The organism is Caldimonas mangrovi (assembly GCF_023721835.1).
Taxonomy (GTDB): domain Bacteria; phylum Pseudomonadota; class Gammaproteobacteria; order Burkholderiales; family Burkholderiaceae_C; genus Caldimonas; species Caldimonas mangrovi.
Genome location: NZ_JAMKFE010000011.1, coordinates 143,673 through 166,232 on the forward strand (window position 1 = coordinate 143,673; position 22,560 = coordinate 166,232).

Sequence of the window (22,560 nt, forward strand, 5' to 3'; positions counted from 1 at the left end):
CGTGCTGACGCTGGACCGACTCAACGCCGCCACACCGGACGACTTCGTCGCGCTGCTGGACGGCATCTATGAACACTCGCCGTGGGTGGCGCAGGGCGCGGTGGCGAAACGACCGCTGCGCACGCTGGCGCAACTGAAGCGTGCGCTGGTCGAATCGGTGCGCGAGGCCGGGCGCGAGCGGCAGCTCGGCCTGGTGCGCGCCCACCCCGAGCTGGCCGGCAAGGCCGCCATCGCCGGCGGCCTGACGGCCGAGTCCACCGGCGAGCAGTCGCGCGCCGGCCTCGCGCAGTGCAGCCCGGAAGAGTTCGCACGGCTGCAGCAGCTGAACGCCGACTACCAGGCGAAGTTCGGCTGGCCGTTCGTCCTGGCGGTGCGCGGGCCGCGAGGCGCCGGCCTCGGCCGCGCCGAGATCATCGCCGCCTTCGAGCGCCGCCTGGCCGGCCACCCCGATTTCGAGCTCGCCGAGTGCCTGCGCAACGTCCACCGCATCGCCGAGATCCGCCTGAACGACAGGCTCGGCGTGGTGCCCGAGCAGGGCCTGCAGGTGTGGGACTGGGCCGAAGCGCTGGCGCAACACAGCGACCCGGGGTATGCCGAGCAGGGCCAGCTCACCGTCACCTACCTGACCGATGCCCACCGCGCGTGCGCGCGGCAACTGCAGCAGTGGATGCACGGCTGCGGCTTCGACGACGTGCACGAGGACGCGGTCGGCAATGTCGTCGGCCGCTATCGCGGCACCGACCCCGGCGCCAAGACGCTGCTGACCGGCTCGCACTACGACACCGTGCGCAACGGCGGCAAATACGACGGCCGGCTGGGCATCCTGGTGCCGATGGCTTGCGTCCAGGCGCTGCACCGCCAAGGCAGGCGGCTGCCGTTCGCGATCGAGGTGGTCGGCTTCGCCGAAGAGGAAGGCCAGCGCTACAAGGCGACCTTCCTCGGCTCGGGTGCACTGATCGGCCAGTTCGACGAGCGCTGGCTGGAGCAGGCCGACGCCGACGGCGTCACGATGCGTGATGCGATGCGCCAGGCGGGCCTGCGCGTCGAGGACATCGCCTCGTTGCAGCGTGACCCGGCACGCTACCTCGGCTTCGTCGAGGTGCACATCGAGCAGGGGCCGGTGCTCGACGAGCTCGACCTGCCGCTGGGCGTCGTCACGTCGATCAACGGCGGCGTGCGCTACCTGGGCGAAGTGACCGGCATGGCCAGCCACGCGGGCACCACACCGATGGACCGGCGGCGCGACGCCGCGGCGGCAGTCGCCGAGTTGTGCCTGTATGTGGAGCAGCGCGCCGCGGCCGACGGCGACTCGGTCGGCACCATCGGCATGCTCGAGGTGCCGAGCGGCTCCATCAATGTCGTGCCGGGCCGCTGCCGCTTCAGCCTCGACCTGCGCGCACCGACCGATGCGCAGCGTGACCGGCTCACGGCCGACGTGCTGGCCGAGCTGGCGCGCCTCTGCGAACGGCGCGGCGTGCAGCACCGCGTCGAGCCGGCGATGCGCGCCGCCGCTGCGCCGAGCGCCCCGGCGTGGCAGGCCCGCTGGGAGCGGGCCGTCGCCGCGCTCGGCCTGCCGGTCCACCGCATGCCCAGCGGCGCCGGGCACGACGCGATGAAGCTGCATGAAGTGATGCCGCAGGCCATGCTGTTCGTGCGCGGCGGCAACTCGGGCATCAGCCACAACCCGCTGGAAACCATCACCGCGGACGACGCGCAGCTGTGCGTCGACGCCTACACCCACCTGCTCGAGCAGTTGGCAGCAGAGCACCCATGACCGAACACGACCAGATCGACGCCTGGATCGACGCCCACTTCGACGAGGAAGTGCGCTTCCTGCAGGAGCTGGTGCGCGTGCCCACCGACACGCCGCCGGGCGACAACGCCCCGCACGCCGAGCACACCGCGGCGTTGCTGCAGGGCATGGGCCTGACGGCCGAGCGGCATGCGGTGCCGGCCGACGCCGTGCGCGCCCACGGGCTGGCATCCATCACCAACCTGATCGTGCGGCGCCGCTACGGCGACGGCCGCACGATCGCGCTCAACGCGCACGGCGACGTGGTGCCGCCCGGGGAAGGCTGGACGCACGACCCGTACGGCGGCGAAGTGGTCGACGGCAAGCTCTACGGGCGCGCTGCCGCCGTCAGCAAGGGCGATTTCGCGACCTACACCTTCGCGTTGCGGGCGCTCGAATCGCTGCAGGCGCCGCTGAAGGGCGGCCTCGAACTGCATTTCACCTACGACGAGGAGTTCGGCGGCGAGCTGGGCCCCGGCTGGCTGCTGGCACAAGGCCTGACGAAACCCGACCTGCTGATCGCCGCGGGTTTCAGCTACGAGGTGGTCACCGCCCACAACGGCTGCCTCCAGATGGAAGTGACGGTACACGGCCGCATGGCCCATGCCGCGATACCGCACACCGGGGTCGACGCACTGCAAGGCGCCGTCGCCTTGTTGAACGCGCTTTATGCGCGCAACGACGTCTATCGCGGTGTGCGCTCGCAGGTGCCGGGCATCACGCACCCCTATCTCAACGTCGGCCGCATCGAGGGCGGCACCCACACCAACGTCGTGCCGGGCAAGGTGAGCTTCAAGCTCGACCGGCGCATGATTCCCGAAGAGGTGCCGGCCGACGTCGAGGCCGAACTGCGCCGGGTGATCGCCGAGACGGCGGCCGGCGTGCCGGGCGTCACGGTCGAGATCCGCCGGCTGCTGCTGGCGCACCCGCTGAAGCCGCTGCCGGGCCACGAGCCGCTCGTCGAAGCCCTGCAGCGCCACGGCAAGGCGGTGTTCGGCAAGGCGCCGCCCACCATGGGCACGCCGCTGTACACCGACGTGCGCCTCTATTGCGAGCGCGGCATCCCGGCGGTGATCTACGGCGCCGGCCCGCGCACGGTGCTCGAATCGAACGCCAAGCGCGCCGACGAGCACCTCGTGCTCGAAGACCTGCGGCGCGCGACCCAGGTGGTCGCGCGCGCCTTGTTCGATCTGCTGCGCTGATCGCACCCTCACACCCCCACCGAGCACAGAACTTGCTCCCGCTCGCCACCGTCTGTTCCAGGAGGTTTTCATGACGTGTTCCCTGCTGCCGCGCCGCGGCTTCATCGCCGCCGCACTCGCTGCCGTCTTCGCGCTGGCCGCACCGCTCGCCCACGCGCAGGAGACCCCGATCAAGTTCCAGCTCGACTGGCGCTTCGAAGGCCCGTCGGCCTTCTTTCTGTTGCCGGCCGCGAAGGGCTACTACAAGGCCGAGAAGCTGAGCGTGTCGGTCGACGCCGGCAACGGCTCGGGCAACGCGGTCAACCGCGTGGCCTCCGGCACCTATGACATGGGCTTCGCCGACCTGGCCGCGCTGATGGAATTCCACGCCAACAACCCGACCGCGCCGAACAAGCCGGTCGCGGTGATGATGGTCTACAACAACACGCCGGCAGCGGTGTTTTCGCTGAAGAAGGCCGGCATCAAGACCCCCGCCGACCTGGCCGGCAAGAAGCTCGGCGCGCCGGTGTTCGACGCCGGCCGCCGTGCTTTTCCGATCTTCCAGAAGGCCAACGGCGTCGGCACCGTGAACTGGGTCAGCATGGACCCGCCGCTGCGCGAAACCATGCTGGCGCGCGGCGACGTCGACGCGATCACCGGCTTCTACTTCACGTCGCTGCTCAACCTGGAGGCGCGCGGCGTCAAGGCGGAAGACGTGGCGGTGATGATGTACCCGCAGCACGGCGTCAAGCTTTACGGCAACGTGATCATCGCGTCCGAGGAGTTCCTGAAGAAGCATCCCGACGCCGTCAAAGCCTTCCTGCGCGCCTTCACGAAAGGCGCCAAGGACGTGATCGCCGACCCGAAGGGCGCCATCGCCGTCGTCAAGGAGCGCGACGGCATCATCAACGCCGCCCTCGAAGAGCGGCGCCTGAAGCTGGCCATCGATTCGGCGATTGCCACGCCCGACGCCAGGGCCGAAGGCTTCGGCGACGTCAACCTGCCGCGGCTGGCGCTGATGGCCAGCCAGGTGACCGATGCGTTCTCGACCAAGTCGCGCATCGACGCGGCTGCCGTGTGGAACGCGGGCTACCTGCCGAGCGCCGCCGAGCGCAACATCTTCGCGGTCAAGAAGTAAGCACGAAAGAACGGGGCGCGGCCCACGGGCCTGCCCTGCCCCTCCATGGACGCATTCGTCGATTTCAACAAGGTCTGGCTTGCCTACAACGACGAGCTGCTGGCACAGCAGCAGTTCGCCGTCGAGGACATCTCTCTTTCGGTGCGCGAAGGCGAGTTCATTGCCATCGTCGGCCCTTCGGGCTGCGGCAAGTCGACCTTCATGAAGCTGGCCACCGGCCTGAAACAGCCCTCGAGGGGCGAAATCCGCATCGGCGGCGAGCGTGTGACCGGCCCGCTGAAGATCACCGGCATGGCCTTCCAGGCGCCGTCGCTGCTGCCCTGGCGCAGCACGGTCGACAACGTGCTGCTGCCGCTGGAAATCGTCGAGCCCTACCGCTCCAGCTTTCGGGCGCGGCGCGCCGAGTACGAAGCCCAGGCCCGGGCCCTGCTGCAAAGGGTGGGGCTCGCTGGCTACGAGGACAAATATCCGTGGCAGTTGTCCGGCGGCATGCAGCAGCGTGCGTCGATCTGCCGCGCGCTGATCCACGAGCCGCGCATGCTGTTGCTCGACGAGCCCTTCGGTGCGCTCGACGCCTTCACGCGCGAGGAGCTGTGGAACACGCTGCGCGACCTGTGGACGCAGCAGCGCTTCAACGTGATCCTGGTCACGCACGACCTGCGCGAGGCGGTCTACCTGGCCGACACGGTGTACGTGATGAGCCGGAGCCCGGGCCGCATCGTGGCGCGCCGCGAGATCGACCTGCCGCGCCCTCGCGACCTGGAGATCACCTACACCGAACCCTTCGTTGAGATCGTCCACGAGCTGCGCTCGCACATCGGCGCCATCAGACACGCATGAACAACAAGCTGCTCGAACGCTGGGCTCCGTGGGTCCTGCTGCTGTCGGTCGTCATCGTCTGGCAGGTCGTCTGCTCGGCCTTCCAGGTGTCGGAGTTCATCTTCCCGAGCCCGCTGCGCATCTGGGAACAGATGGTCGAATTTCGAGGCGAGATCCTGAAGCACTCGTGGCGCACGTTCTGGGTCACGATGGTGGGCTTCGGGCTGGCGATCGTCGTCGGCGTGCTGCTCGGCTTCGTGATCGGCAGCTCGCGCCTCGCCTATGCGGCGATCTACCCGCTGATGACGGCCTTCAACGCGCTGCCCAAGGCGGCCTTCGTGCCCATCCTGGTGGTCTGGTTCGGCATCGGCGCCGGCCCGGCGGTGCTGACGGCCTTCCTGATCTCGTTCTTCCCGATCACCGTGAACATCGCCACCGGCCTGGCGACGCTGGAGCCCGAACTGGAAGACGTGTTGCGCGTGCTGGGCGCGCGGCGCTGGGACGTGCTGGTCAAGGTCGGCCTGCCGCGCTCCATGCCCTACTTCTACGGCTCGCTCAAGGTGGCCATCACGCTGGCGTTCGTCGGCACCACCGTCTCGGAGATGAACGCCTCGAACGAAGGCATCGGGTATCTGCTCGTGTCGGCGGGGTCGGCCATGCAGATGGGTCTGGCCTTCGCCGGGCTGGTGGCCGTGGGGGTCATGGCGATGGCGATGTACGAGCTGTTTGCCTGGATCGAAAAGCGCACGACGGCTTGGGCTCACCGCGGGTCTCACGCCGGCTGAGTCGATCTGGTGTGAGCGCGCACTAGCAAACGCCACTCCCGAACCCCCTGTTCGCGGCCCCTCACCTCAGGGGGGCCCCGCTCCGCGCAGTGCAACGCACGGTTACGATCCGCCGCGAGGAGAAGGAGAACCACGGACGCCGCATCACCTCGTCCCGCCGAGCCGCCTGCAACGACAGCGCCCACCCGGCCGGACCGAAGGAAGTTCCGTGGCACAGAGCCAGCGGCTTCCATGCGTTCCCGATACACCGCGCGCGAATCTGCCTTGTCGGAGCACCAGGACCGGATCCTGTCGTTGTGGTCCCAGAACCTCGACGGCATGACGCCGCCTGCCGCGCACACCAAGCTCCGTCACGGCTACCTCGCCAACCCGGCCGGCCCGGGGCTGGGCGTGCTGCTGCACGACGAAGCCAGCGGCCAGCCGGTGGGCGTGCAGTGCCTGCATGCGCGCACCTTCTGGCAAGACGGCGTCGCGCAGCATGTGGCCGCACTCGCCGACTATGCCGTCGGCCAGGCCCACCGGTCGCTCGGCCCCGCATTGACGCTGATGCGCGCCGGCCTGGGCCTCGGCGCTTCGCGCTTCGGCTTCGTCTATGGTTTTCCCAACGCCAGGTCACAGGCGGTGTGCACCCGCGCGGGCATGCAGCGCGTCGGTGGCACCACACGCTACGGCAAGCTGCTGAGCACCCGGTTTCTGCTGCGCTCTCCGCGGCGCGGCGCGTGGTGGTCCTGGCTGGCAGCTCCGGCCGACATCGTGCTGCGCCTGCTGGATGCCGCACGCACCTTGCAGCATGCACGCGGGTTGCACTGGAGCGATGCCGCACCGGGCGACGCCCGCATCGACGCCCTCTGGCAACAGCGCGACCCGCGGCTGCTGCTGTCCGAGCGAAGCGCACGTGTCCTCGGCTGGCGCTATGCGCCCGAGGGCTTTCCCGGCTGGCACGTGTCGGTCGCCGAAGACGCCGGCGGGCAGCCGCTGGGGTATGTCGCATGGGCCCGCCGCGACGACGTGGTGTTGATCAGCGACTTCTTCTGCAGCCGGCCGGAGCACGACACCTGCCGCCTGCTGACCGCTTTTGCCGGGCACATGCGCCGCGCACGGGCGAGCGCGCTGTCGCTCGAGTTCTACGGCTGCGAAGCGGTGGCAAGGCAGTTGCGGCACGCCGGCTTTTTCGCCAAGCCGGGCGTGTCGCCTCTCTACGTTGCCGCGGGGCAGACGCACGCACCGGCCGACGCGCAGGCCTGGTACGTCACCGGCTTCGACCGCGACGGCGACTGAAGGGCTGGAGCATGTGCGGCATCGCAGGCATCTTTGACGGCCAGGGACAGCGGCCGCCCGGCCGCGCCGAACTGGAGGCGATGATTTCGCGCCTGCACCACCGCGGCCCCGACGGGCGCGGCGTGCTTGCCGAAGGCCCGGTCGGCCTGGCTCATGCGCGGCTCGGCATCATCGACCTCGAAGGCGGCGCGCAGCCGATCCACAACGAAGACCGTTCGGTGTGGGTCGTGTTCAACGGCGAGATCTTCAACTACCTCGAACTGCGCCGGGACCTGGAGGCGCAGGGCCACCGCTTCTACACGCAAAGCGACACCGAGGTGCTCGTCCACCTGTACGAGCAGCACGGCGAGGACTTCGTCGTGCACCTGAACGGCCAGTTCGCAATCGCGCTGTGGGACGGTCGCGCGCAACAGCTCGTGCTCGCCCGCGACCGCACCGGCATCCGGCCGCTGTTCTACACGAACGCCGGCGGGCGCCTGTTGTTCGCCTCGGAGGTGAAGGCGCTGTTCGCCTGCGCCGAGGTGCCGCGCCGCCTGGACCTCGACGCGCTGGGCCAGACCTTCACCTACTGGGCACCCCTGGCCCCGCGTACGGCCTTCGAGGGCGTGTTGTCGCTGCCGCCCGGGCATGTGATGACGGTCAGTCGCGCGCGCAAGACATTGCGGCGCTACTGGGACTGGCAGTTCCCCGCTGCACCGGTGCCACCCCCGGTGTCCGAGCAAGCGTGCGCCGAAGAGCTTCGCGAGCTGCTGATAGACGCCGTGCGCCTGCAACTGCGCGCCGACGTGCCGGTCGGCGCCTACCTGAGCGGCGGGCTGGACTCTTCGGTCATCACGTCGCTGATCCACCACCACACCGACACGCCGCTGCGCAGCTTCTCGGTCACCTTCGAGGACGACGAGTTCGACGAGAGCCGGCATCAGCAGGCGCTGGCGGCCTGGCTGGGCACGCGCCACACGGCCGTACAGTGCCGCCGCAGCGACATCGCGGCGGCCTTTGCGCGCGTGGTGCGGCACGCCGAAACGCCGGTGCTGCGCACCGCGCCCGCGCCGTTGATGCTGCTCGCCGACCAGGTGCGCCAGGCCGGCTACAAGGTGGTGTTGACCGGCGAAGGCGCCGACGAGGTGTTCGGCGGCTACGACCTTTTCAAGGAAGCGAAGGTGCGCCGCTTCATGGCGCGCCAACCCGATTCGGCCTGGCGCGCGCGCATCCTCGACCGGCTGTACCCGTACCTGCGGCACTCGCCGGCCACGGGCCGGGCCTTCGCGCAGCGCTTCTTCGGCGAAGGCCGCGAGCATCTCGGCCGCCCGTTCTTTGCGCACCTGCCGCGCTGGACGACCACACGCCGTGCCTGGCAGTTCTTCTCGGCCGACGTGCTGCAACGGCTTTCCACATCAGACCCGCTGCAAGCCGTCGAAGCCACGCTGCCCGCAGGCATCGGTCGCTGGGAGCCGCTGGCGCAGGACCAGTACCTCGAAGCGCACACGCTGCTGTCGGGCTACCTGCTCAGCTCGCAAGGCGACCGCATGGCGATGGCTGCGTCGATCGAGGCGCGCTTCCCGTTTCTCGACCACCGGGTGATCGAGTTCGCCAACCGCCTGCCAGCAGGCTACAAGCTCAGGGGCCTGGTCGAGAAGCACATCCTGAAGCAGTCGATAACAGGCCTGCTGCCGGAGTCGATTCGCCGGCGCACCAAGCAACCCTACCGTGCCCCCGACAGCCAGAGCTTTTTTGTCGACGGGCGGCCGGTGGACTACGTCGAAGACCTGCTCAGCCCCTCCCGGATCGCCGAGGGGGGGTACTTCGACGCGCGCGCGGTCGGCAAGCTGTTCGAGAAGTGCCGCAGCGGCCGTGCGATCGGCTTCGGCGACAACATGGCCTTCGTCGGCATCGTCTCGACGATGCTGCTGCACGAGCAGATGGTGCGGGCCCCTGCCGACGCTCCGGCGCCAGAGGTGGCGGCATGACGATGCTCGACGACGCCGGCCTGCTTCACCACCCGCTGCAGTCGGCAGCCCGCCGCTGGCCCGACAAGACCGCGCTGGTGTGCGGGAAGCGGCGTGCGACGTTTGCCGATGTTCTGCACGAAGCCGGCGTTGTCGCCGCCGCCTTGCGGGAGCACGCGCTGCAGCCGGGCGATCGTGTCGCGCTGTTCCTCGACAACGGCATCGAGGCGGCGTCTGCACTGTATGCGGTGTGGATGGTCGGGGCCGTCGCCGTGCCGGTCCACCCGCTGACCAAAGCAGCCAAACTGGCGCAGCTGATCGACGATGCCGGTGCCGCCTTGCTGCTGACGCAAGCGACGCTGCGCCCGGCCTGGGACGGCGCCATCACCCGATGCACCAGCCTGCGGGCCTGTTTCGTCACCGGCATGCAGCCACCGGGCGGCGATGCCCGGGTGCTGCCCTGGCCGGCGGCCGCTGGGCAGGCGGCCAAGCCGGCCGCAGCCACCCGGCCCGACGACCTCGCTGCCATCATCTACACGTCGGGGACCACCGGCACGCCCAAAGGCGTGATGCTGACGCATCACAACATGCTCAGTGCAGCCCGCTCGGTGCAGGCCTACCTCGGCCTGCACGAGCACGACGTGATCCTGAGCGCCCTGCCGCTCGCCTTCAGCTACGGGCTCTACCAGGTGCTGCTCGGCCTGGCCGTCGGGGCGACGGTCGTGCTGGAACGCAACTTCAGCTTTCCCGCCAAGGTGCTCGACACGATGGCCGTTGAGCGCGTCACCGTGTTTCCCGGCGTGCCGACGATGTTCGCGCAGTGGATGGGCATGAAGAACCTCGATCGCTACGACCTGGACGCGCTGCGGCTGGTCACCAGTGCCGCGGCGCCGCTGCCGCTCGCGCAGATCCGGTGGCTGCGCGCGACCTTTCCGCAGATGCGGCTGTACTCGATGTACGGCCAGACCGAGTGCAAGCGCATCAGCTACCTGCCGCCCGAGCAGCTCGACGTCCGTCCCGACAGCGTGGGCCGCGGCATGCCGAACCAGGCCTGCTGGCTCGTCGACGAGCAGGGCCGCCGGCTGCCGAACGGCAGCACCGGGGAGCTGGTGGTGCAGGGCCCGCACGTGATGCAGGGCTACTGGCGCAAGCCGACCGAAACCGCGCAGCGCTTGAAGGCCTGCCCTGCCGTCAACGACACGGCGCTGTACACCGGCGACATCTTCCGCACCGATGCCGAAGGCTACCTGTATTTCGTTGCGCGCCGCGACGACATCATCAAGAGCCGCGGCGAGAAGGTCAGCCCGCGCGAGGTGGAAGACGCACTGCATGCCATCGAAGGCGTGTGCGAAGCGGCGGTGATCGGCGTGCCCGACGCGCTGCTCGGCGAAGCGGTCAAGGCCTACGTCACGCTGCATCCCGGCGTGCAGCTGACCGAACGCGAGCTGATCAAGCACTGCCTGGCCCGGCTCGAAAGCTACATGGTGCCCAAGCACGTCGAGATCGTCGACGCGTTGCCCCGGACCGACAACGGCAAGATCACCAAGGCGGGGCTGCGCACCGCCGTCTCTCCCACGCCATAACGACTCACAACAGGAACCCCACATGGCCGACATCAAGCAGCAGGTTCGCAGTTACATCCTCGACAACTTCCTGATGGGCGCCCAGGGCGCCGCTTTCAGCGATGCCGACTCCTTCATGGAGCAGCACGTACTCGACTCGACCGGCTTCCTGGAGCTGATCACCTTTCTCGAGGAAACCTACGCCATCAAGGTCGACGACGAGGAGATGGTGCCTGAGAACCTCGACAGCATGAACAACGTCGAGGCCTTCGTGCAGCGCAAGCTGGCGGGCCGGTGAGCGCGATGAACGGCCCTGCCTTGACGCCCGCCGTGCTCGCGCTCGACCTCGAGCGCGAAGCCGAACGCATCGCCCGCTGGATGGTCGAGACCGTGGCGACCCGGTTGCACCGGCGCGGCGTGATCATCGCGATATCGGGCGGCATCGACAGCTCGACCTGCGCGGCGCTTGCCGTGCGCGCGCTCGGCCCGAAGAAGGTGTTCGGTCTGCTGCTGCCCGAACAGGACTCGAGCGCCTTCAGCGGCGACCGGGGCCGGCAGGTGGCCGAACACCTGGGCATTGCCTACGAGGTGCACGACATCGCGCCCGCACTCGAGGCGCTGGGGTGCTACCGCCAGCGCGACGCGGCCATCCGGGCCCTGTTCCCGGCTTATGGAGCCGGCTGGAAGAACAAGATCGTGATTGCCGGCGGCACGGCAGGCGGTATCAACTTCTTCAAGCTGGTGGTGCGCTCGCCCGACGGCGCGCTGCACGAAGCCCGCCTGCCAGTGCGCGAATACCTGCAGATCGTCGCCGCGACCAACTTCAAGCAACGCGTGCGCAAGACGATGGAGTATTTCCACGCGGACCGGCTCAACTATGCGGTGATCGGCACGCCGAACCGGCTGGAGTACGACCAGGGCTTCTTCGTCAAGAACGGCGACGGCGCGGCCGACCTGAAACCCATTGCGCACCTCTACAAGACGCAGGTCTACGCGATGGCTCGGCATCTCGGCCTGCCCGAGGCGGTGTGCGCGGCCGAGCCGACCACCGACACCTACAGCCTGCCTCAGGGCCAGGACGAGTTCTACTTCGCGCTGCCGTATGCACAGATGGACCTGGCCCTGTGGGCGCGCAACCACGACGTGCCCGCCGAGGAGCTGGCGCACGCACTCGGTGTCAGCGACAGCCGGGCGCAGGCCATCTTCCGCGACATCGATGCCAAGCGGCGGGGGACCCGCTACCTGCATGCGCCTGCCGAGCTGGTGGAGCCGGTCGGAGCCGCCCTCGGCCTGAAAGTTGGTTGACACCGTCCGTTGGCCCGGCGATCATCGCGGCGGGCTTCAGACGCCTGCCGCTCGCGGACCCTATCGGTCTCGGTGAAGTTCTGGCTTTGACGATTTCCCTCACTCTTCACGCATTTCGTGCGGGTGGCAATGCGAGCTCCCATCCTCCATGACGAGATGCGAGAGAAGAGGAGACCGGGATGTCGTCAGACACCGCGACCGTCAATGCGTTCACGCACGGCCCGCTCGGCGCCGTCTTTGCCAAGACCGCGCTGCCCATCATCTTCGTAATGGGCATGAACGGGCTGCTCGCCGTCGTCGACGCCGTGTTCCTTGGCGTCTTCGTCGGCCCGGAGGCGCTGGGCGCCGTCACGCTGATGTTCCCGCTCTACATGCTGATCGTGGCGCTCGCCACTTTGGTGGCAAGCGGCATGTCGAGCCTTCTCGCCCGGCACCTGGGCGCAGGGCGGTTCGACGAGGCGCGCGCCGTGTTTGCTGGCGCGCATGGGCTGGCGCTTGCCATCGGTGCCGGCTTCATCCTGCTGTTTCTGGGTTTCGGCCGGCCGGTGACGCTACTGGTCGCCGGCGGTTCGGCGCCGCTTGCCGAAATGGGGCATGTCTATCTCGGCATCACGGTGCTGTTCTCGCCGATCCTGTTCGTGCTTTCAGTGAACTCCGACGCGCTGCGCAACGAGGGCCGCGCCGGCTTCATGGCGTTGGCAAGCCTTCTGGTGTCGCTTTCCAACATCGGCTTCAACTATCTGCTGATCGCAGTCTTTCACCTCGGCGTGGCGGGCTCAGCTTACGGAACCGTCATGGCGCAGGGGCTTGCCTTTGCAACCATCCTGGCTTTTCGCCTGCGTGGGCAAACGGAACTCAGACCAAGCGCTCTCTTGCACCACAACCTCGCCATGGCGTGGCCGCGCATCCTGGCGCTCGGCGCACCCCAGAGTCTGAACTTCATCGGCCTGGCGCTGGGCTCGGCGGCAATCATCGCGGCGCTGCAATGGCAAGCTGACAACACCTATGAGGTGACGGTTGCGGCCTACGGCATCATCACCCGCGTCATGACCTTCGTCTTCCTGCCGCTGTTGGGGTTGAGCCATGCATTGCAGTCCATCACCGGCAACAATTACGGGGCGGAGCTGTGGCGCCGTTCCGACGACTGCCTGCGGCTGGGCATGACGATTGCATTCATCTATTGCCTCGTCGCCGAGGTCGCCCTGATCGGCTTCGCGCAGCCGATCGGCCTTCTATTCGTTGACGACGGCGAAGTTGTCTCCGAGGTCGCCCACATCATGCCGGTGATGGTGGCAATGTTCTTCGCCGCCGGCCCACTGATGATGATCGCCAGCTATTTCCAGGCAATCGGCGATGCCGGTCGCGCGGCGATCCTCAGCCTGTCGAAGCCCTATCTCTTCGCCATGCCGCTGACCTTCGCGTTCGCCTTCGCCTTCGGCGAAGAGGGCATATGGATGGCCGGCCCGGCCGCCGAGATCCTGTTGCTTGCCCTCACAGCCATCGTGCTTGGCCAGGCCGCCCGGCGCGAGGAGCTCAGATGGGGCTTGTTCAAGGCGACCCGGGAGGTGCGGCCATGAAAACACGCCCCGCCTCCCAATTGCCCTCGATCACCGCGGCCAAGGAACAGGCGAAGCGCCTGCGCGAGAGGCTGGAAGCAGAAGGCGCCAGCCTCAGCCATTCCAAATCGCTGGAACTGATCGCCCACCAATTGGGCCACCGTGACTGGAACACGCTCCACGCCGCGATCGGCGATCGGCCGGCAGTCCAATGGACTGTGGGGGATCGGGTGCGCGGATCCTATCTGTCGCAGCCCTTCGAAGCCGAGATTCTCGCCGTTGAAACGGTGCGGCCGGGCTGGTTCCGGCTCACGCTTGATTTCGACGAGGCCGTCGATGTTGTCACCTTCGACAGCTTCTCCAATTTCCGCAAGCGGGTGACGGGGGTCGTCGGCCCCGCCGGTACTTCACGAGAAAAGACCTCGAACGGAAGGCCGCAGCTCGAACTGGATATGCGGGACTGACGTTGGCGGGACCTCCGTTTGCCGGCCTTGAGGCTTTCGACCACGACGTCGAGGAACAGGCGCGCGAGCCTGGAAAGACCGGGACGCTTCGGACAGCATGGACCGCGATCTCGGGGAAGCGCCACTGCGGGAGCGCCTCGGTGAGGCGACCGGCTTCGATGTCCTTCCGGCACCAAAGGCCCGAAACTCTGAACTGACGCCGCAAAGCGGGCTCCCTACAATCGTTGCGCTGCAACGAAGGACGCCATGGCCCGCCTCATCGACATGCTGCGCAACTCGACCTGGGGGCGCAACCTCACGCCCTCGGAGTTCGACCGCGTCGCGCGCGAGACGCGAGAGGCGCAGGTGATCGCGGGCGGCTACGTGGCGCGCAACGGCGAACTCGTCGAGCACTGGATCGGTATCGTCGAAGGGCTGGCGAAGATGTCGGTCACCTCGGCCGAAGGCAAGGTCTCCACGCTCACCGGCGTCACGGCCGGCGGCTGGTTCGGCGAGGGCTCGGTGCTGAAGAAGGAAGCGCGGCGCTACGACGTCGTCGCGCTGCGCGACACCCGCATCGCGATGATGCCGCGCGTAACCTTCGATTGGTTGCGCACCACCAGCATTCCGTTCAACCACTACCTGCTGAACCTGCTCAACGCACGTCTCGGGCTCTTCATCGGCCTGCTCGAATACGACCGCCTGCTGGGCCCCGATGCCCGTGTGGCCCGCTGCCTGGCAAGCCTGTTCAACCCCGATCTCTACCCCCAGCCGGGGCCCTACGTCGATCTGCTGCAGGGCGAGGTCGGGTTGCTGTCCGGCGTGTCGCGCCAGCGCGCCAACGTCGCGCTGCAAAGGCTGCAGGAAGCGGGGCTGCTGCGCATCGACCCGCGCGGCCTGACGGTGCTCGACCTCGACGGCCTGCGCCGCTTTGCCGGCGGCCGCTGAACGCAGGCCGTCGCTACACTGCAGGCTTCCCGATCCGACGTCACGGCCTCGTGCCGGCAGTACATGCATGGGCTGGCACGGCCACCTCGATCTCCGCTACCGCAGCGACAACGGCCGCACCGTCGGCCATGACCGCCACGACGGGCCGCTGCGCGTGCTCGCCAGCCTGCATCCCGAGGGCCCGGGCGTGTGCCACCACGTGCTGGTGCACCCCCCGGGCGGCATCGTCGGCGGCGACGAGCTGGCGATCGGCGTCGATATCGCACCCGGCGCGCACGCCCTGATCACCACCCCTGGGGCCACCCGCTTCTACCGCAGCGCCGGCGCGCAGGCGGCGCAATCGCTCCACGCCCGCGTCGACGGCGGCGCGCGCTTCGAGTGGCTGCCGCTGGAGACGATCGCCTACAACGGCTGCCATGCCGCCAACCGCATGCGGTTCGATCTGGCCGAGGGCGCCGAGATGATCGGCTGGGACGTGCTCGCCCTGGGCCTGCCGGCTGCCGGCGAGCCCTACGCGCAGGGCCGTTTCGAGCAGACGATCGAGCTGCCCGGGGCCTGGCTGGAGCGGGGCGTGCTGGACATGCAGGACGCTCTCACCGCCCGGCTGCTGGCGAGCCCGCTGGGCTGGAACGGCCGCGGCGTATTGGCGACGATGTGGTTCGCGACAGGCGTGCCGCTGGAGGAGGCCCGGCGCGAACGCTTGCTGGAGTGGGCCCGGGCACAGGCCGCGAGCCATGTGCTGTCGGACACCGCGGGCGCCACCTCGCCGGAGCGGCGTGTGGTGGTGCTGCGCGTGCTCGCGGAACGCACCGAGCCGGCCCTGGCACTGCTCGGTGCCGTCTGGGCCGGCTGGCGCGATGTGGCGTGGCAGCTGCCTGCCTGCCCGCCGCGCGTCTGGCGGACCTGAGGCGCTGCCTCAGGCCGGCGTCGGCGACGCGGCCGTTCCCTCCGGCGAGGGCTTTAGCCGCCGCCGCTGCAGCAGCACGACAAGGCCCAGCAGCGCCAGCGCCGGCAGGAACACCCACTCCTTCGCAGGCCGTTCGGCGGGCACCTCCATCGAGGTGATGCGCCAGCCCTGGTCGATGCCCAGCTTCGCGGCCTGGCTGCCGAACTGCACGGTCAGGATCTGCAACTCGTCGCCCTGCGGCAGCACGCGCACGCCGGCACGCGCCAGCCGCTCGCGGGCCGTCCCGGGCTCGCCGAGCGGCAGCAGCACGCCCTTGCGCACCTGATCGCCTTCCAGCGTTTCGCCCTCGATCCAGATGCGTTTCTGCGCGTTCTTCGGCGCCGTGTCGGCGAATTCCATCAGCTTCACGCCCGGCACCTCGTCATACGGCGGGTAGACCATGTCCCACCAGAAACCGGGCCGGAACAGCGTGAAGGTCACCAGCAGCAGTGCCACCGTCTCGTACCAGCGTGAACGCACCAGGAAGTAGCCCTGCGTGCCGGCCGCGAAGACCAGCATCGCGACGATCGCACTGGCGACCGTGACGGCGAAATGCCATGGGCTGTTGATGCCGATCATCAGCAACTGCGTGTTGAAGATGAACAGGAAGGGCAGCACCGCCGTGCGCATGCTGTAGAAGAAGGCGGTGACGCCGGTCTTCAGCGGGTCGGTGCGTGCGATCGCGGCCGCCGCGAACGACGCGAGCCCTACCGGCGGCGTCACGTCGGCCATCAGGCCGAAGTAGAAGACGAACAGGTGCACCGCGATCAACGGCACGATCAGTCCGCTTTGCGCGCCCAGCTCGACGATCACCGGTGCCATCAGCGTCGACACCACGATGTAGTTCGCGGTGGTGGGCAGGCCCATGCCGAGGATCAGGCTGATCAGCGCAACCAGGAACAGCATCACCATGAGGTTGCCGCCCGACACCAGCTCGACCAGCTCGGTCATCACCAGGCCGATGCCGGTGAGCGACACCGTGCCGACGATGATGCCCGCCGACGCGGTAGCGACGCCGATGCCGATCATGTTGCGTGCGCCGGTGGCCAGGCCGTCGACCAGCTCGAGGAAACCCTGCTTCACGGCTGCCGCGTAGCCGCCGTGGCCGCGGAAGGCGGCAATGATGGGCCGCTGCGTCAACAGCACGAAGATCATGAACACCGTCGCCCAGAACGCGGACAGCCCCGGCGACATCTGCTCGACCATCAGGCACCAGATCAGCACCACGACCGACAGCAGGTAGTGCAGCCCGGACTTCAGCGTCGGGCCGGTCTCGGGCAGCTCGAACACCGGCGCGTTGGGGTCGTCCAGCGCCAGTTCGGGCTGGCGCGCGCCGAACCACAGCAGGCCGACGTAGGCCGCGATCAGCAGCGGCCCGACCGCCCACATCACCGAGTCGCCCAGGACACCCTTCATCCAGCCGATGCCGTAGTAGACGACGCCCGCAAGCACCACGAAGCCGGCCACCGTCATCACGAACGACGTCAGCCGCTGCATGGCACCCGCCTGCGAACGGCGCGGCAGTCCGGTGAGGTTGGATTTCAGCGCCTCGAGGTGCACGATGTAGAACAGCGCGATGTAGGAGATCACGGCCGGCAGGAAGGCGTGCTTGATGACCTCGGTGTACGGTATGCCGACGTACTCGACCATCAGGAACGCGGCCGCGCCCATCACCGGCGGCATGATCTGCCCGTTGACCGAGCTCGACACCTCGACCGCGCCTGCCTGGTCGGGCCGGTAGCCGACGCGCTTCATCAGCGGGATGGTGAAGGTGCCGGTGGTGACCACGTTGGCGATCGACGAGCCGGAAATGACCCCTGTGGCCGCAGACGACACCACGGCGGCCTTGGCCGGCCCGCCGCGCATGTGGCCGAGCAGCGCGAAGGCCGACTTGATGAAATAGTTGCCGGCGCCCGCCTTGTCGAGCAGCGAGCCGAACAGCACGAACAGGAAGATGAAACTGCTGGACACGCCGAGCGCGATGCCGAACACGCCTTCGGTGGTCAGCCAGTAGTGCGACACCGCGCGATTGAGCGACGCGCCCCGGTGCGCGATCATGTCGGGCATGTACCGCCCGCCGAAGGTGTAGACGAGGAACACCACCGCCACCACCACCATCGGCAACCCGAGCACGCGACGGGTGGCTTCGAGCAGCAGCACCATGCCGGCGACCGCGACGTAGACGTCCATCTGCGTCGGCTGCCCGGGACGCTGCGACAGCTCCCTGTAAAACAGGAACAGGTAGGCCGCGCAAAAGGCCGCGACGAGTGCGAACACCCAGTCGGTGACCGGAACATGCCGGCGCGGAGAACGCTTGAAGGCCGGATAGGCCAGGTAGGCCAGGAAGACGGAAAACGCCAGGTGGATCGAGCGCGACTCGGTGTCGTTGAGCACGAACACGCCGAACGCGAACGGCAGCGGCGAGGCGATCCACAACTGGAATAGCGACCACGCGATCGCGACGCCGAGGATCAGCTTGCCGACCACGGGCCCTGGGTTGCGCCCACCGGCGTCGTTGTCGTTGACGAGCTGCTGGACGTCGACGCCGGCAGCTTGATCGGTATTGCTAGCAGACATGAGGCTTGCACCTTCTGTGAATCGGCCCGCTGCACCAGCAGCGGGCCGAGGCGTGGCGGCCCTGCGGACAAGGCTCTCCAGAGGCGGTCGCGGCCGGCGCGAGGCCGGCCGGGGCGGGCCGGATTACATCCAGCCCTTCTCCTTGTAGTACTTCACCGCACCGGGATGCAAGGGCGCCGAGTTGCCGTCCTTGATCATGCGCTTGGGATCGAGGTTGCTGAAGGCCGGGTGCAGCTTCTTGAACTCGTCGAAGTTCTCGAACACCGCCTTGGTCAGCTCGTAGACGGTCGCCTCCGGCACCTTGGCCGACGTGACGAAGGTGGCGAGCACGCCGTAGGTCGGCGTCGGGTTCGGGTTGCCGGCGTACAGGCCGCCGGGGATCTCGACCGCGGCGTAGTACGGGTTTTCCTTCACGAGCTTGTCCACGGCCGGGCCGGTCAGCGGCACCAGCTTGGCGCCGCAGGTGGTGGTCGGGTCCTGGATGTTGGCCGACGGGTGCCCCACGCCGTAGAAGAAGCCGTCGATCTTGTTGTCGCACAGCGCCGCGCCGTGCTCGTCGGCCTTCAGCTCGGCAGCCAGCGAGAAGTCGCTGAGCTTCCAGCCCATCGCGCTCAGCAGTTCCTCCATCGAGGCGCGCGTACCGGAGCCGGGGTTGCCGACGTTGAAGCGCTTGCCCTTCAGGTCGGAAAAGTTCTTCACGTTGGCTTCCTTGCGAGCCACGACCGTGAACGGCTCGGGGTGCAGCGAGAACACCGCGCGCAGGTCGCCGTAGGCGCCGTCCTTCTCGAACACCTTGCTGCCCTTGATGGCGTGGTATTGCCAGTCGGACTGGGTCACGCCGAAGTCGAGCTCACCGGCGCGGATGGTGTTGATGTTGACCACCGAGCCCCCGGTGCTTTCGACCGAGCAGCGAATGCCGTGGCGCGAGCGCTCCTTGTTCACCAGGCGGCAGATCGCACCGCCCGCGGCGTAGTACACGCCGGTCACGCCGCCGGTGCCGATGGTCATGAACTTTTGCTGCGCGACGGCGCCGCTCCAGGGCATCGACAGCGAGGCCAGGGCCACGGCTGCTAGGGCGGCGCGCACAGGGGTCTTCTTGAGTTGATGAGTCACTTCTTCTGTCTCCAGGTTGAGTCGGGGAGGGGAATTCAGGCGCGAAAGAACCGCTCTCGCGTCTGACGGCAGGACGAACGGGGTATCCCCATGACGTCGAGCGTGTGGGCCATGCGGATCACCTGCACGGCATTGTCGGGCGCCGGGCTGCCGTCGGGAAGATGCACGTTGTTCTCGAAGCCCAGCCGCACCCCGCCGCCCAGCGTGGCCGCCGCACTGAGGCAGGCCAGTTCGGTCGGACCGAAGGCACAGGCCGACCAGCTCCAGTGTGGCGGCAGCACGCCGAGCATCGGCAGCAAGTCGAGCGGGTGACCGGCACGCCGGGAAGCATACGAGCCCAGCACGAACAGGACCTCCGGGCAACCCCGGAGCGGGCCGCCGACGGCATGCAGCGAGACCAGCCGCTGCAGGTCGGCCGGGTCGTAGACGATGAACTGCACCGCCGTGCCGGCCTGGCGCAGGCCTTCGAGGAAAGCGGCCACCCGCGGCAGCAGGGCCTCGTCAGCCAGCAGCTCGCGCACCGCGATCGACACGGCCTCGGGTTGCACCGCGTCGACCGCGTCCATCTGTTCCTGGGGGCTGTATCGCCCCACTGCCTCGGTGGTCATCTGCAGCACGAGGTCCGTGCCGACGCGCTGGCGGATGGCCGCGAAGGCGGCGCGATAGCGGCCCGGGTCGAGCGTGTGCCCGCCCTGGTCGTCACGCACGTGGACATGGAACCAGCTGGCGCCGGCGGCGACGCAGGCTTCGGCACACGCAGCGAGTTCGTCCGGGGTGATCGGCAGCGCCTGGTGGTCGCGCTGCGTGCGCCGTGCCCCGTTGGGCGCCACGCCGATCGGCACCGGCTTGAGGGCACGCTCGCTGCTCGGCCAGGCGGTGGACTCGACCGGCTTCATGCGCGGCTCCCGGCCGGCAGCCCTTCGAGCGCGCCCGCAACGGCGCGTGCCAGCCGTTCGACGATCGCGTCGAGTTCGCCGTCGGTGACGATGAAGGGGGGGGCCAGCAGCACGTGGTCGCCGCGCTGGCCGTCGATCGTGCCGCCCATCGGGTAGACCATCAAGCCGCACTGCATGGCCTGCCGCTTGATGCGCGCATGCAGCTTCAGCCCGGCGTCGAAAGGCGTCTTGTCGGCGCGGTCCCGCACCAGCTCGATGGCCTGGAACAGGCCGCGACCGCGGATGTCGCCGACGTGCGGATGGTCCCCGAAGGTCGCCTGCAGGCGAGACGTCAGCGCCTGGCCCTGGCGGCGCACCGCCGCCAGCAGCCCGTCGCGCCGGATCACGCGCTGCACCGCGAGCGCTGCGGCACACGCGACCGGGTGGCCGATGTAGGTGTGGCCGTGCTGGAACAGGCCGCTGCCGCGCGCGAAGGTGTCGACGATGCGCCCTTGCGCGAGCACCGCACCGATCGGTTGGTAACCGCCGCCCAGGCCCTTGGCGATGGTCATCAGGTCGGGCACCACGTGCTCCTGTTCGCAGGCGTGCAGCGTGCCGGTGCGACCCATGCCGGACATCACCTCGTCGAGGACCAGCAGGATGCCGTGGCGGTCGCACAGCTCACGCACGCCGCGCAGGTAGCCCGGCACCGGCGTGAGTGCACCGGCCGTGGCGCCGACCACCGTCTCGGCGACGAAGGCGATCACCGAGTCGGCCCCCAGCGTCTCGATCACACCGGCCAGTTCCTGCACCAGCCGCGCGCCGTATTGCTCGGGCGTCTCGCCGGGCTGGCGGTCGCGATATTCGTAGCACGGCGAGACGTGGGTGACCGCCATCAGCAATGGCGCGAACTGCGCGCGCCGCCACTGGTTGCCGCCCACCGCGAGCGCACCGAGCGTGTTGCCGTGATAGCTCTGACGCCGCGCGATGAAGTGCCTGCGCTGCAGCTGGCCGATCTCGACGAAGTACTGGCGTGCCATCTTGAGCGCGGCCTCCACGGCCTCGGAGCCCCCCGAGACGAAGTAGGCGTGGCTCATGCCGGCCGGCGCGTGCTCGATGAGGTCCGCGGCCAGTTCCTCCGCCACGTCTGTCGTGAAGAAGCTGGTGTGCGCGTAGGCCACGCGGTCGATCTGCTCGTGCATGGCGGCCAGCACGTCCGGGTGCGCGTGGCCGAGGCACGAGACGGCGGCACCGCCGCTCGCGTCGAGGTAGGACTTGCCGTCGGCATCGGTGATGCTGATGCCGCGGGCCGAGACGGCCCGCGGCAGCGTGGTGTTCAACTGGCGATGGAAAACGTGAGTCATGGCTCTGCCTTCTTGATGGGACGCTCCCAGTAGGCGCGACTGGCCTTCAGCTGCGCCTGCCTTTCGGCGAGGCGCTGCCGGACCTGCTCGCCGCCGCGTACCGCGACGGCGGCGACCAGGGATTCGGCCATGGCCTGCGCGCCGGTCATCGACTGGAAGAACGAGGGGGATTCAGCCTGGAACAGCAGCACGTGCTGCGCGGAACGCGCGATCGGCGACAGCGTGCTGTCGGTGACGGCCACCACCGGCACGCCGGCCGCACGCGCCAACGCGACCGCCTCCACCGTCTGCCGGGTGTAGGGCATCTGCCCGACCGCGACGAGCACGTCGTCGCCAGCGAGCTGGGCGACCTGGTCGACGAGCGTGCCGCCGAGGTCGGTGGCGAGCACGCCGTTGCGCACCAGCATCGCGTAGGTGTAGTACATGTGATAGGCCACGCCCATGCTGCCGCGCAAGCCGACGAACAGCACCCGGCGCGCGGCGAGCAAGGCGTCGGCCGCAGCGTCGACCTTGGCGGCCGAGTTGGCGGCAGCCACCGATTCGACGTTGGCGCGCTGCGCCGCGTTGAGGCGCGACAGGCGGTCCTGCTCGGCGCCTTCGCGCTGCTGCACCGTCAACCGTTCGACGTAGGTTTCGCGTCCGGCGCGTGCGAGCGCCCGCTGGTAGGGCTCGCGCAGTGCCTCGAAACCCTCGAAGCCGAGCGTCTGCGCCAGCCGGGTCATGGTGGCCGGCGCGACACCCGCGTGCTTGGCCGAAGCGCGCATCGACTGCAGCCCCAGCTCGGTGGGGTGCTGGCGTGCCCACCGGGCGGCGCGCTGCAGCTCGGGGCTCAGCGCATCGAAATGGCGGTCGATGAGTCGGGTGATGTCGCGGGGAGTCACAACGGGATGGAGCAGCGCATGCGGCGCTTGAAACGTCTGTTTCATGTTATC

19 protein-coding genes are annotated in these 22,560 nt (G+C 68.7%); 14 read left to right on the forward strand and 5 right to left on the reverse strand.

Features of this window, described 5'->3' with window-relative positions:
- Window position 1: 1 nt before the first annotated feature.
- The 14 genes from uraD to M8A51_RS17815 all read left to right on the forward strand — a co-directional run bounded on the left by uraD (window position 2) and on the right by M8A51_RS17815 (window position 15,660).
- Window positions 2-1,774, forward strand: a complete 1,773-nt coding sequence (gene uraD / locus M8A51_RS17750; RefSeq protein WP_251779861.1) for a 2-oxo-4-hydroxy-4-carboxy-5-ureidoimidazoline decarboxylase — start codon at window positions 2-4, stop codon at window positions 1,772-1,774.
- Window positions 1,771-2,994 carry a M20 family metallopeptidase gene (locus tag M8A51_RS17755; protein WP_251779862.1) on the forward strand — a complete coding sequence of 408 codons (1,224 nt, stop codon included), beginning with the start codon at window positions 1,771-1,773 and terminating at the stop codon, window positions 2,992-2,994. Before uraD ends, M8A51_RS17755 begins: the two co-directional genes overlap by 4 nt.
- A 70-nt stretch (window positions 2,995-3,064) precedes the next feature.
- Window positions 3,065-4,111: an ABC transporter substrate-binding protein gene (locus M8A51_RS17760; protein ID WP_251779863.1), complete on the forward strand. Its 1,047-nt coding sequence runs from the start codon at window positions 3,065-3,067 to the stop codon at window positions 4,109-4,111.
- Between the two features lie 45 nt (window positions 4,112-4,156).
- Window positions 4,157-4,951, forward strand: coding sequence for an ABC transporter ATP-binding protein (locus M8A51_RS17765; protein ID WP_251779864.1), 795 nt, complete (start codon window positions 4,157-4,159; stop codon window positions 4,949-4,951).
- On the forward strand, window positions 4,948-5,715 hold the full coding sequence (locus M8A51_RS17770; RefSeq protein ID WP_251779865.1) for an ABC transporter permease: 768 nt from the start codon (window positions 4,948-4,950) through the stop codon (window positions 5,713-5,715). The genes M8A51_RS17765 and M8A51_RS17770 overlap by 4 nt, the downstream gene beginning before the upstream one ends.
- A gap of 231 nt (window positions 5,716-5,946) precedes the next feature.
- Window positions 5,947-6,993 (forward strand): hypothetical protein, encoded by a 1,047-nt coding sequence (locus tag M8A51_RS17775; RefSeq protein WP_251779866.1) that lies wholly within the window; start codon window positions 5,947-5,949, stop codon window positions 6,991-6,993.
- Window positions 6,994-7,004: 11 nt separating this feature from the next.
- Window positions 7,005-8,960 carry an asparagine synthase (glutamine-hydrolyzing) gene (gene asnB / locus M8A51_RS17780; RefSeq protein WP_251779867.1) on the forward strand — a complete coding sequence of 652 codons (1,956 nt, stop codon included), beginning with the start codon at window positions 7,005-7,007 and terminating at the stop codon, window positions 8,958-8,960.
- Window positions 8,957-10,522: a class I adenylate-forming enzyme family protein gene (locus tag M8A51_RS17785; RefSeq protein WP_251779868.1), complete on the forward strand. Its 1,566-nt coding sequence runs from the start codon at window positions 8,957-8,959 to the stop codon at window positions 10,520-10,522. Before asnB ends, M8A51_RS17785 begins: the two co-directional genes overlap by 4 nt.
- Window positions 10,523-10,544: 22 nt before the next feature.
- On the forward strand, window positions 10,545-10,799 hold the full coding sequence (locus M8A51_RS17790; protein WP_251779869.1) for an acyl carrier protein: 255 nt from the start codon (window positions 10,545-10,547) through the stop codon (window positions 10,797-10,799).
- 5 nt (window positions 10,800-10,804) lie between these two features.
- Window positions 10,805-11,806, forward strand: a complete 1,002-nt coding sequence (nadE, locus tag M8A51_RS17795) for an NAD(+) synthase (protein ID WP_251779870.1) — start codon at window positions 10,805-10,807, stop codon at window positions 11,804-11,806.
- Between the two features lie 179 nt (window positions 11,807-11,985).
- Window positions 11,986-13,383, forward strand: a complete 1,398-nt coding sequence (locus M8A51_RS17800) for an MATE family efflux transporter (protein ID WP_251779871.1) — start codon at window positions 11,986-11,988, stop codon at window positions 13,381-13,383.
- Entirely contained in the window at window positions 13,380-13,826 is a 447-nt protein-coding gene (locus tag M8A51_RS17805; protein ID WP_251779872.1) for a glyoxalase superfamily protein, read from the forward strand. The genes M8A51_RS17800 and M8A51_RS17805 overlap by 4 nt, the downstream gene beginning before the upstream one ends.
- Before the next feature lie 246 nt (window positions 13,827-14,072).
- Window positions 14,073-14,753: a Crp/Fnr family transcriptional regulator gene (locus tag M8A51_RS17810; protein WP_251779873.1), complete on the forward strand. Its 681-nt coding sequence runs from the start codon at window positions 14,073-14,075 to the stop codon at window positions 14,751-14,753.
- A gap of 67 nt (window positions 14,754-14,820) precedes the next feature.
- Window positions 14,821-15,660, forward strand: a complete 840-nt coding sequence (locus M8A51_RS17815; RefSeq protein ID WP_251779874.1) for an urease accessory protein UreD — start codon at window positions 14,821-14,823, stop codon at window positions 15,658-15,660.
- Window positions 15,661-15,669: 9 nt separating this feature from the next.
- Here M8A51_RS17815 and M8A51_RS17820 read toward each other — a convergent pair whose 3' ends face one another.
- The 5 genes from M8A51_RS17820 to M8A51_RS17840 form a co-directional block, all read right to left on the reverse strand.
- Window positions 15,670-18,276, reverse strand: a complete 2,607-nt coding sequence (locus M8A51_RS17820) for a TRAP transporter permease (RefSeq protein ID WP_251779875.1) — start codon at window positions 18,274-18,276, stop codon at window positions 15,670-15,672.
- Window positions 18,277-18,399: 123 nt separating this feature from the next.
- Window positions 18,400-19,362 carry a TAXI family TRAP transporter solute-binding subunit gene (locus tag M8A51_RS17825; protein ID WP_368408567.1) on the reverse strand — a complete coding sequence of 321 codons (963 nt, stop codon included), beginning with the start codon at window positions 19,360-19,362 and terminating at the stop codon, window positions 18,400-18,402.
- A gap of 62 nt (window positions 19,363-19,424) precedes the next feature.
- Complete coding sequence (locus tag M8A51_RS17830) at window positions 19,425-20,285, reverse strand: BKACE family enzyme (protein WP_251779876.1); 861 nt, start codon at window positions 20,283-20,285, stop codon at window positions 19,425-19,427.
- A complete protein-coding gene (locus tag M8A51_RS17835; protein WP_251779877.1) occupies window positions 20,282-21,628 on the reverse strand; it encodes an aspartate aminotransferase family protein in 1,347 nt (448 codons plus the stop codon). The genes M8A51_RS17830 and M8A51_RS17835 overlap by 4 nt, the downstream gene beginning before the upstream one ends.
- On the reverse strand, window positions 21,625-22,554 hold the full coding sequence (locus tag M8A51_RS17840) for a MurR/RpiR family transcriptional regulator (protein ID WP_251779878.1): 930 nt from the start codon (window positions 22,552-22,554) through the stop codon (window positions 21,625-21,627). Before M8A51_RS17840 ends, M8A51_RS17835 begins: the two co-directional genes overlap by 4 nt.
- Between the last annotated feature and the right edge of the window lie 6 nt (window positions 22,555-22,560).

Excerpts from the sequence above, each read along its gene's own strand:
- M8A51_RS17790 (WP_251779869.1), top strand. The coding sequence starts at position 10,545 with ATGGCCGACATCAAGCAGCAGGTTCGCAGTTACATCCTCGACAACTTC.
- M8A51_RS17805 (WP_251779872.1), top strand. The coding sequence starts at position 13,380 with ATGAAAACACGCCCCGCCTCCCAATTGCCCTCGATCACCGCGGCCAAG.
- M8A51_RS17760 (WP_251779863.1), top strand. The coding sequence starts at position 3,065 with ATGACGTGTTCCCTGCTGCCGCGCCGCGGCTTCATCGCCGCCGCACTC.
- M8A51_RS17755 (WP_251779862.1), top strand. The coding sequence starts at position 1,771 with ATGACCGAACACGACCAGATCGACGCCTGGATCGACGCCCACTTCGAC.
- M8A51_RS17785 (WP_251779868.1), top strand. The coding sequence starts at position 8,957 with ATGACGATGCTCGACGACGCCGGCCTGCTTCACCACCCGCTGCAGTCG.
- asnB (WP_251779867.1), top strand. The coding sequence starts at position 7,005 with ATGTGCGGCATCGCAGGCATCTTTGACGGCCAGGGACAGCGGCCGCCC.
- M8A51_RS17800 (WP_251779871.1), top strand. The coding sequence starts at position 11,986 with ATGTCGTCAGACACCGCGACCGTCAATGCGTTCACGCACGGCCCGCTC.
- M8A51_RS17830 (WP_251779876.1), bottom strand. The coding sequence starts at position 20,285 with ATGAAGCCGGTCGAGTCCACCGCCTGGCCGAGCAGCGAGCGTGCCCTC.
- M8A51_RS17765 (WP_251779864.1), top strand. The coding sequence starts at position 4,157 with ATGGACGCATTCGTCGATTTCAACAAGGTCTGGCTTGCCTACAACGAC.
- M8A51_RS17775 (WP_251779866.1), top strand. The coding sequence starts at position 5,947 with ATGCGTTCCCGATACACCGCGCGCGAATCTGCCTTGTCGGAGCACCAG.
- M8A51_RS17810 (WP_251779873.1), top strand. The coding sequence starts at position 14,073 with ATGGCCCGCCTCATCGACATGCTGCGCAACTCGACCTGGGGGCGCAAC.
- M8A51_RS17835 (WP_251779877.1), bottom strand. The coding sequence starts at position 21,628 with ATGACTCACGTTTTCCATCGCCAGTTGAACACCACGCTGCCGCGGGCC.
- M8A51_RS17820 (WP_251779875.1), bottom strand. The coding sequence starts at position 18,276 with ATGTCTGCTAGCAATACCGATCAAGCTGCCGGCGTCGACGTCCAGCAG.
- M8A51_RS17840 (WP_251779878.1), bottom strand. The coding sequence starts at position 22,554 with ATGAAACAGACGTTTCAAGCGCCGCATGCGCTGCTCCATCCCGTTGTG.
- M8A51_RS17770 (WP_251779865.1), top strand. The coding sequence starts at position 4,948 with ATGAACAACAAGCTGCTCGAACGCTGGGCTCCGTGGGTCCTGCTGCTG.
- M8A51_RS17815 (WP_251779874.1), top strand. The coding sequence starts at position 14,821 with ATGGGCTGGCACGGCCACCTCGATCTCCGCTACCGCAGCGACAACGGC.
- nadE (WP_251779870.1), top strand. The coding sequence starts at position 10,805 with ATGAACGGCCCTGCCTTGACGCCCGCCGTGCTCGCGCTCGACCTCGAG.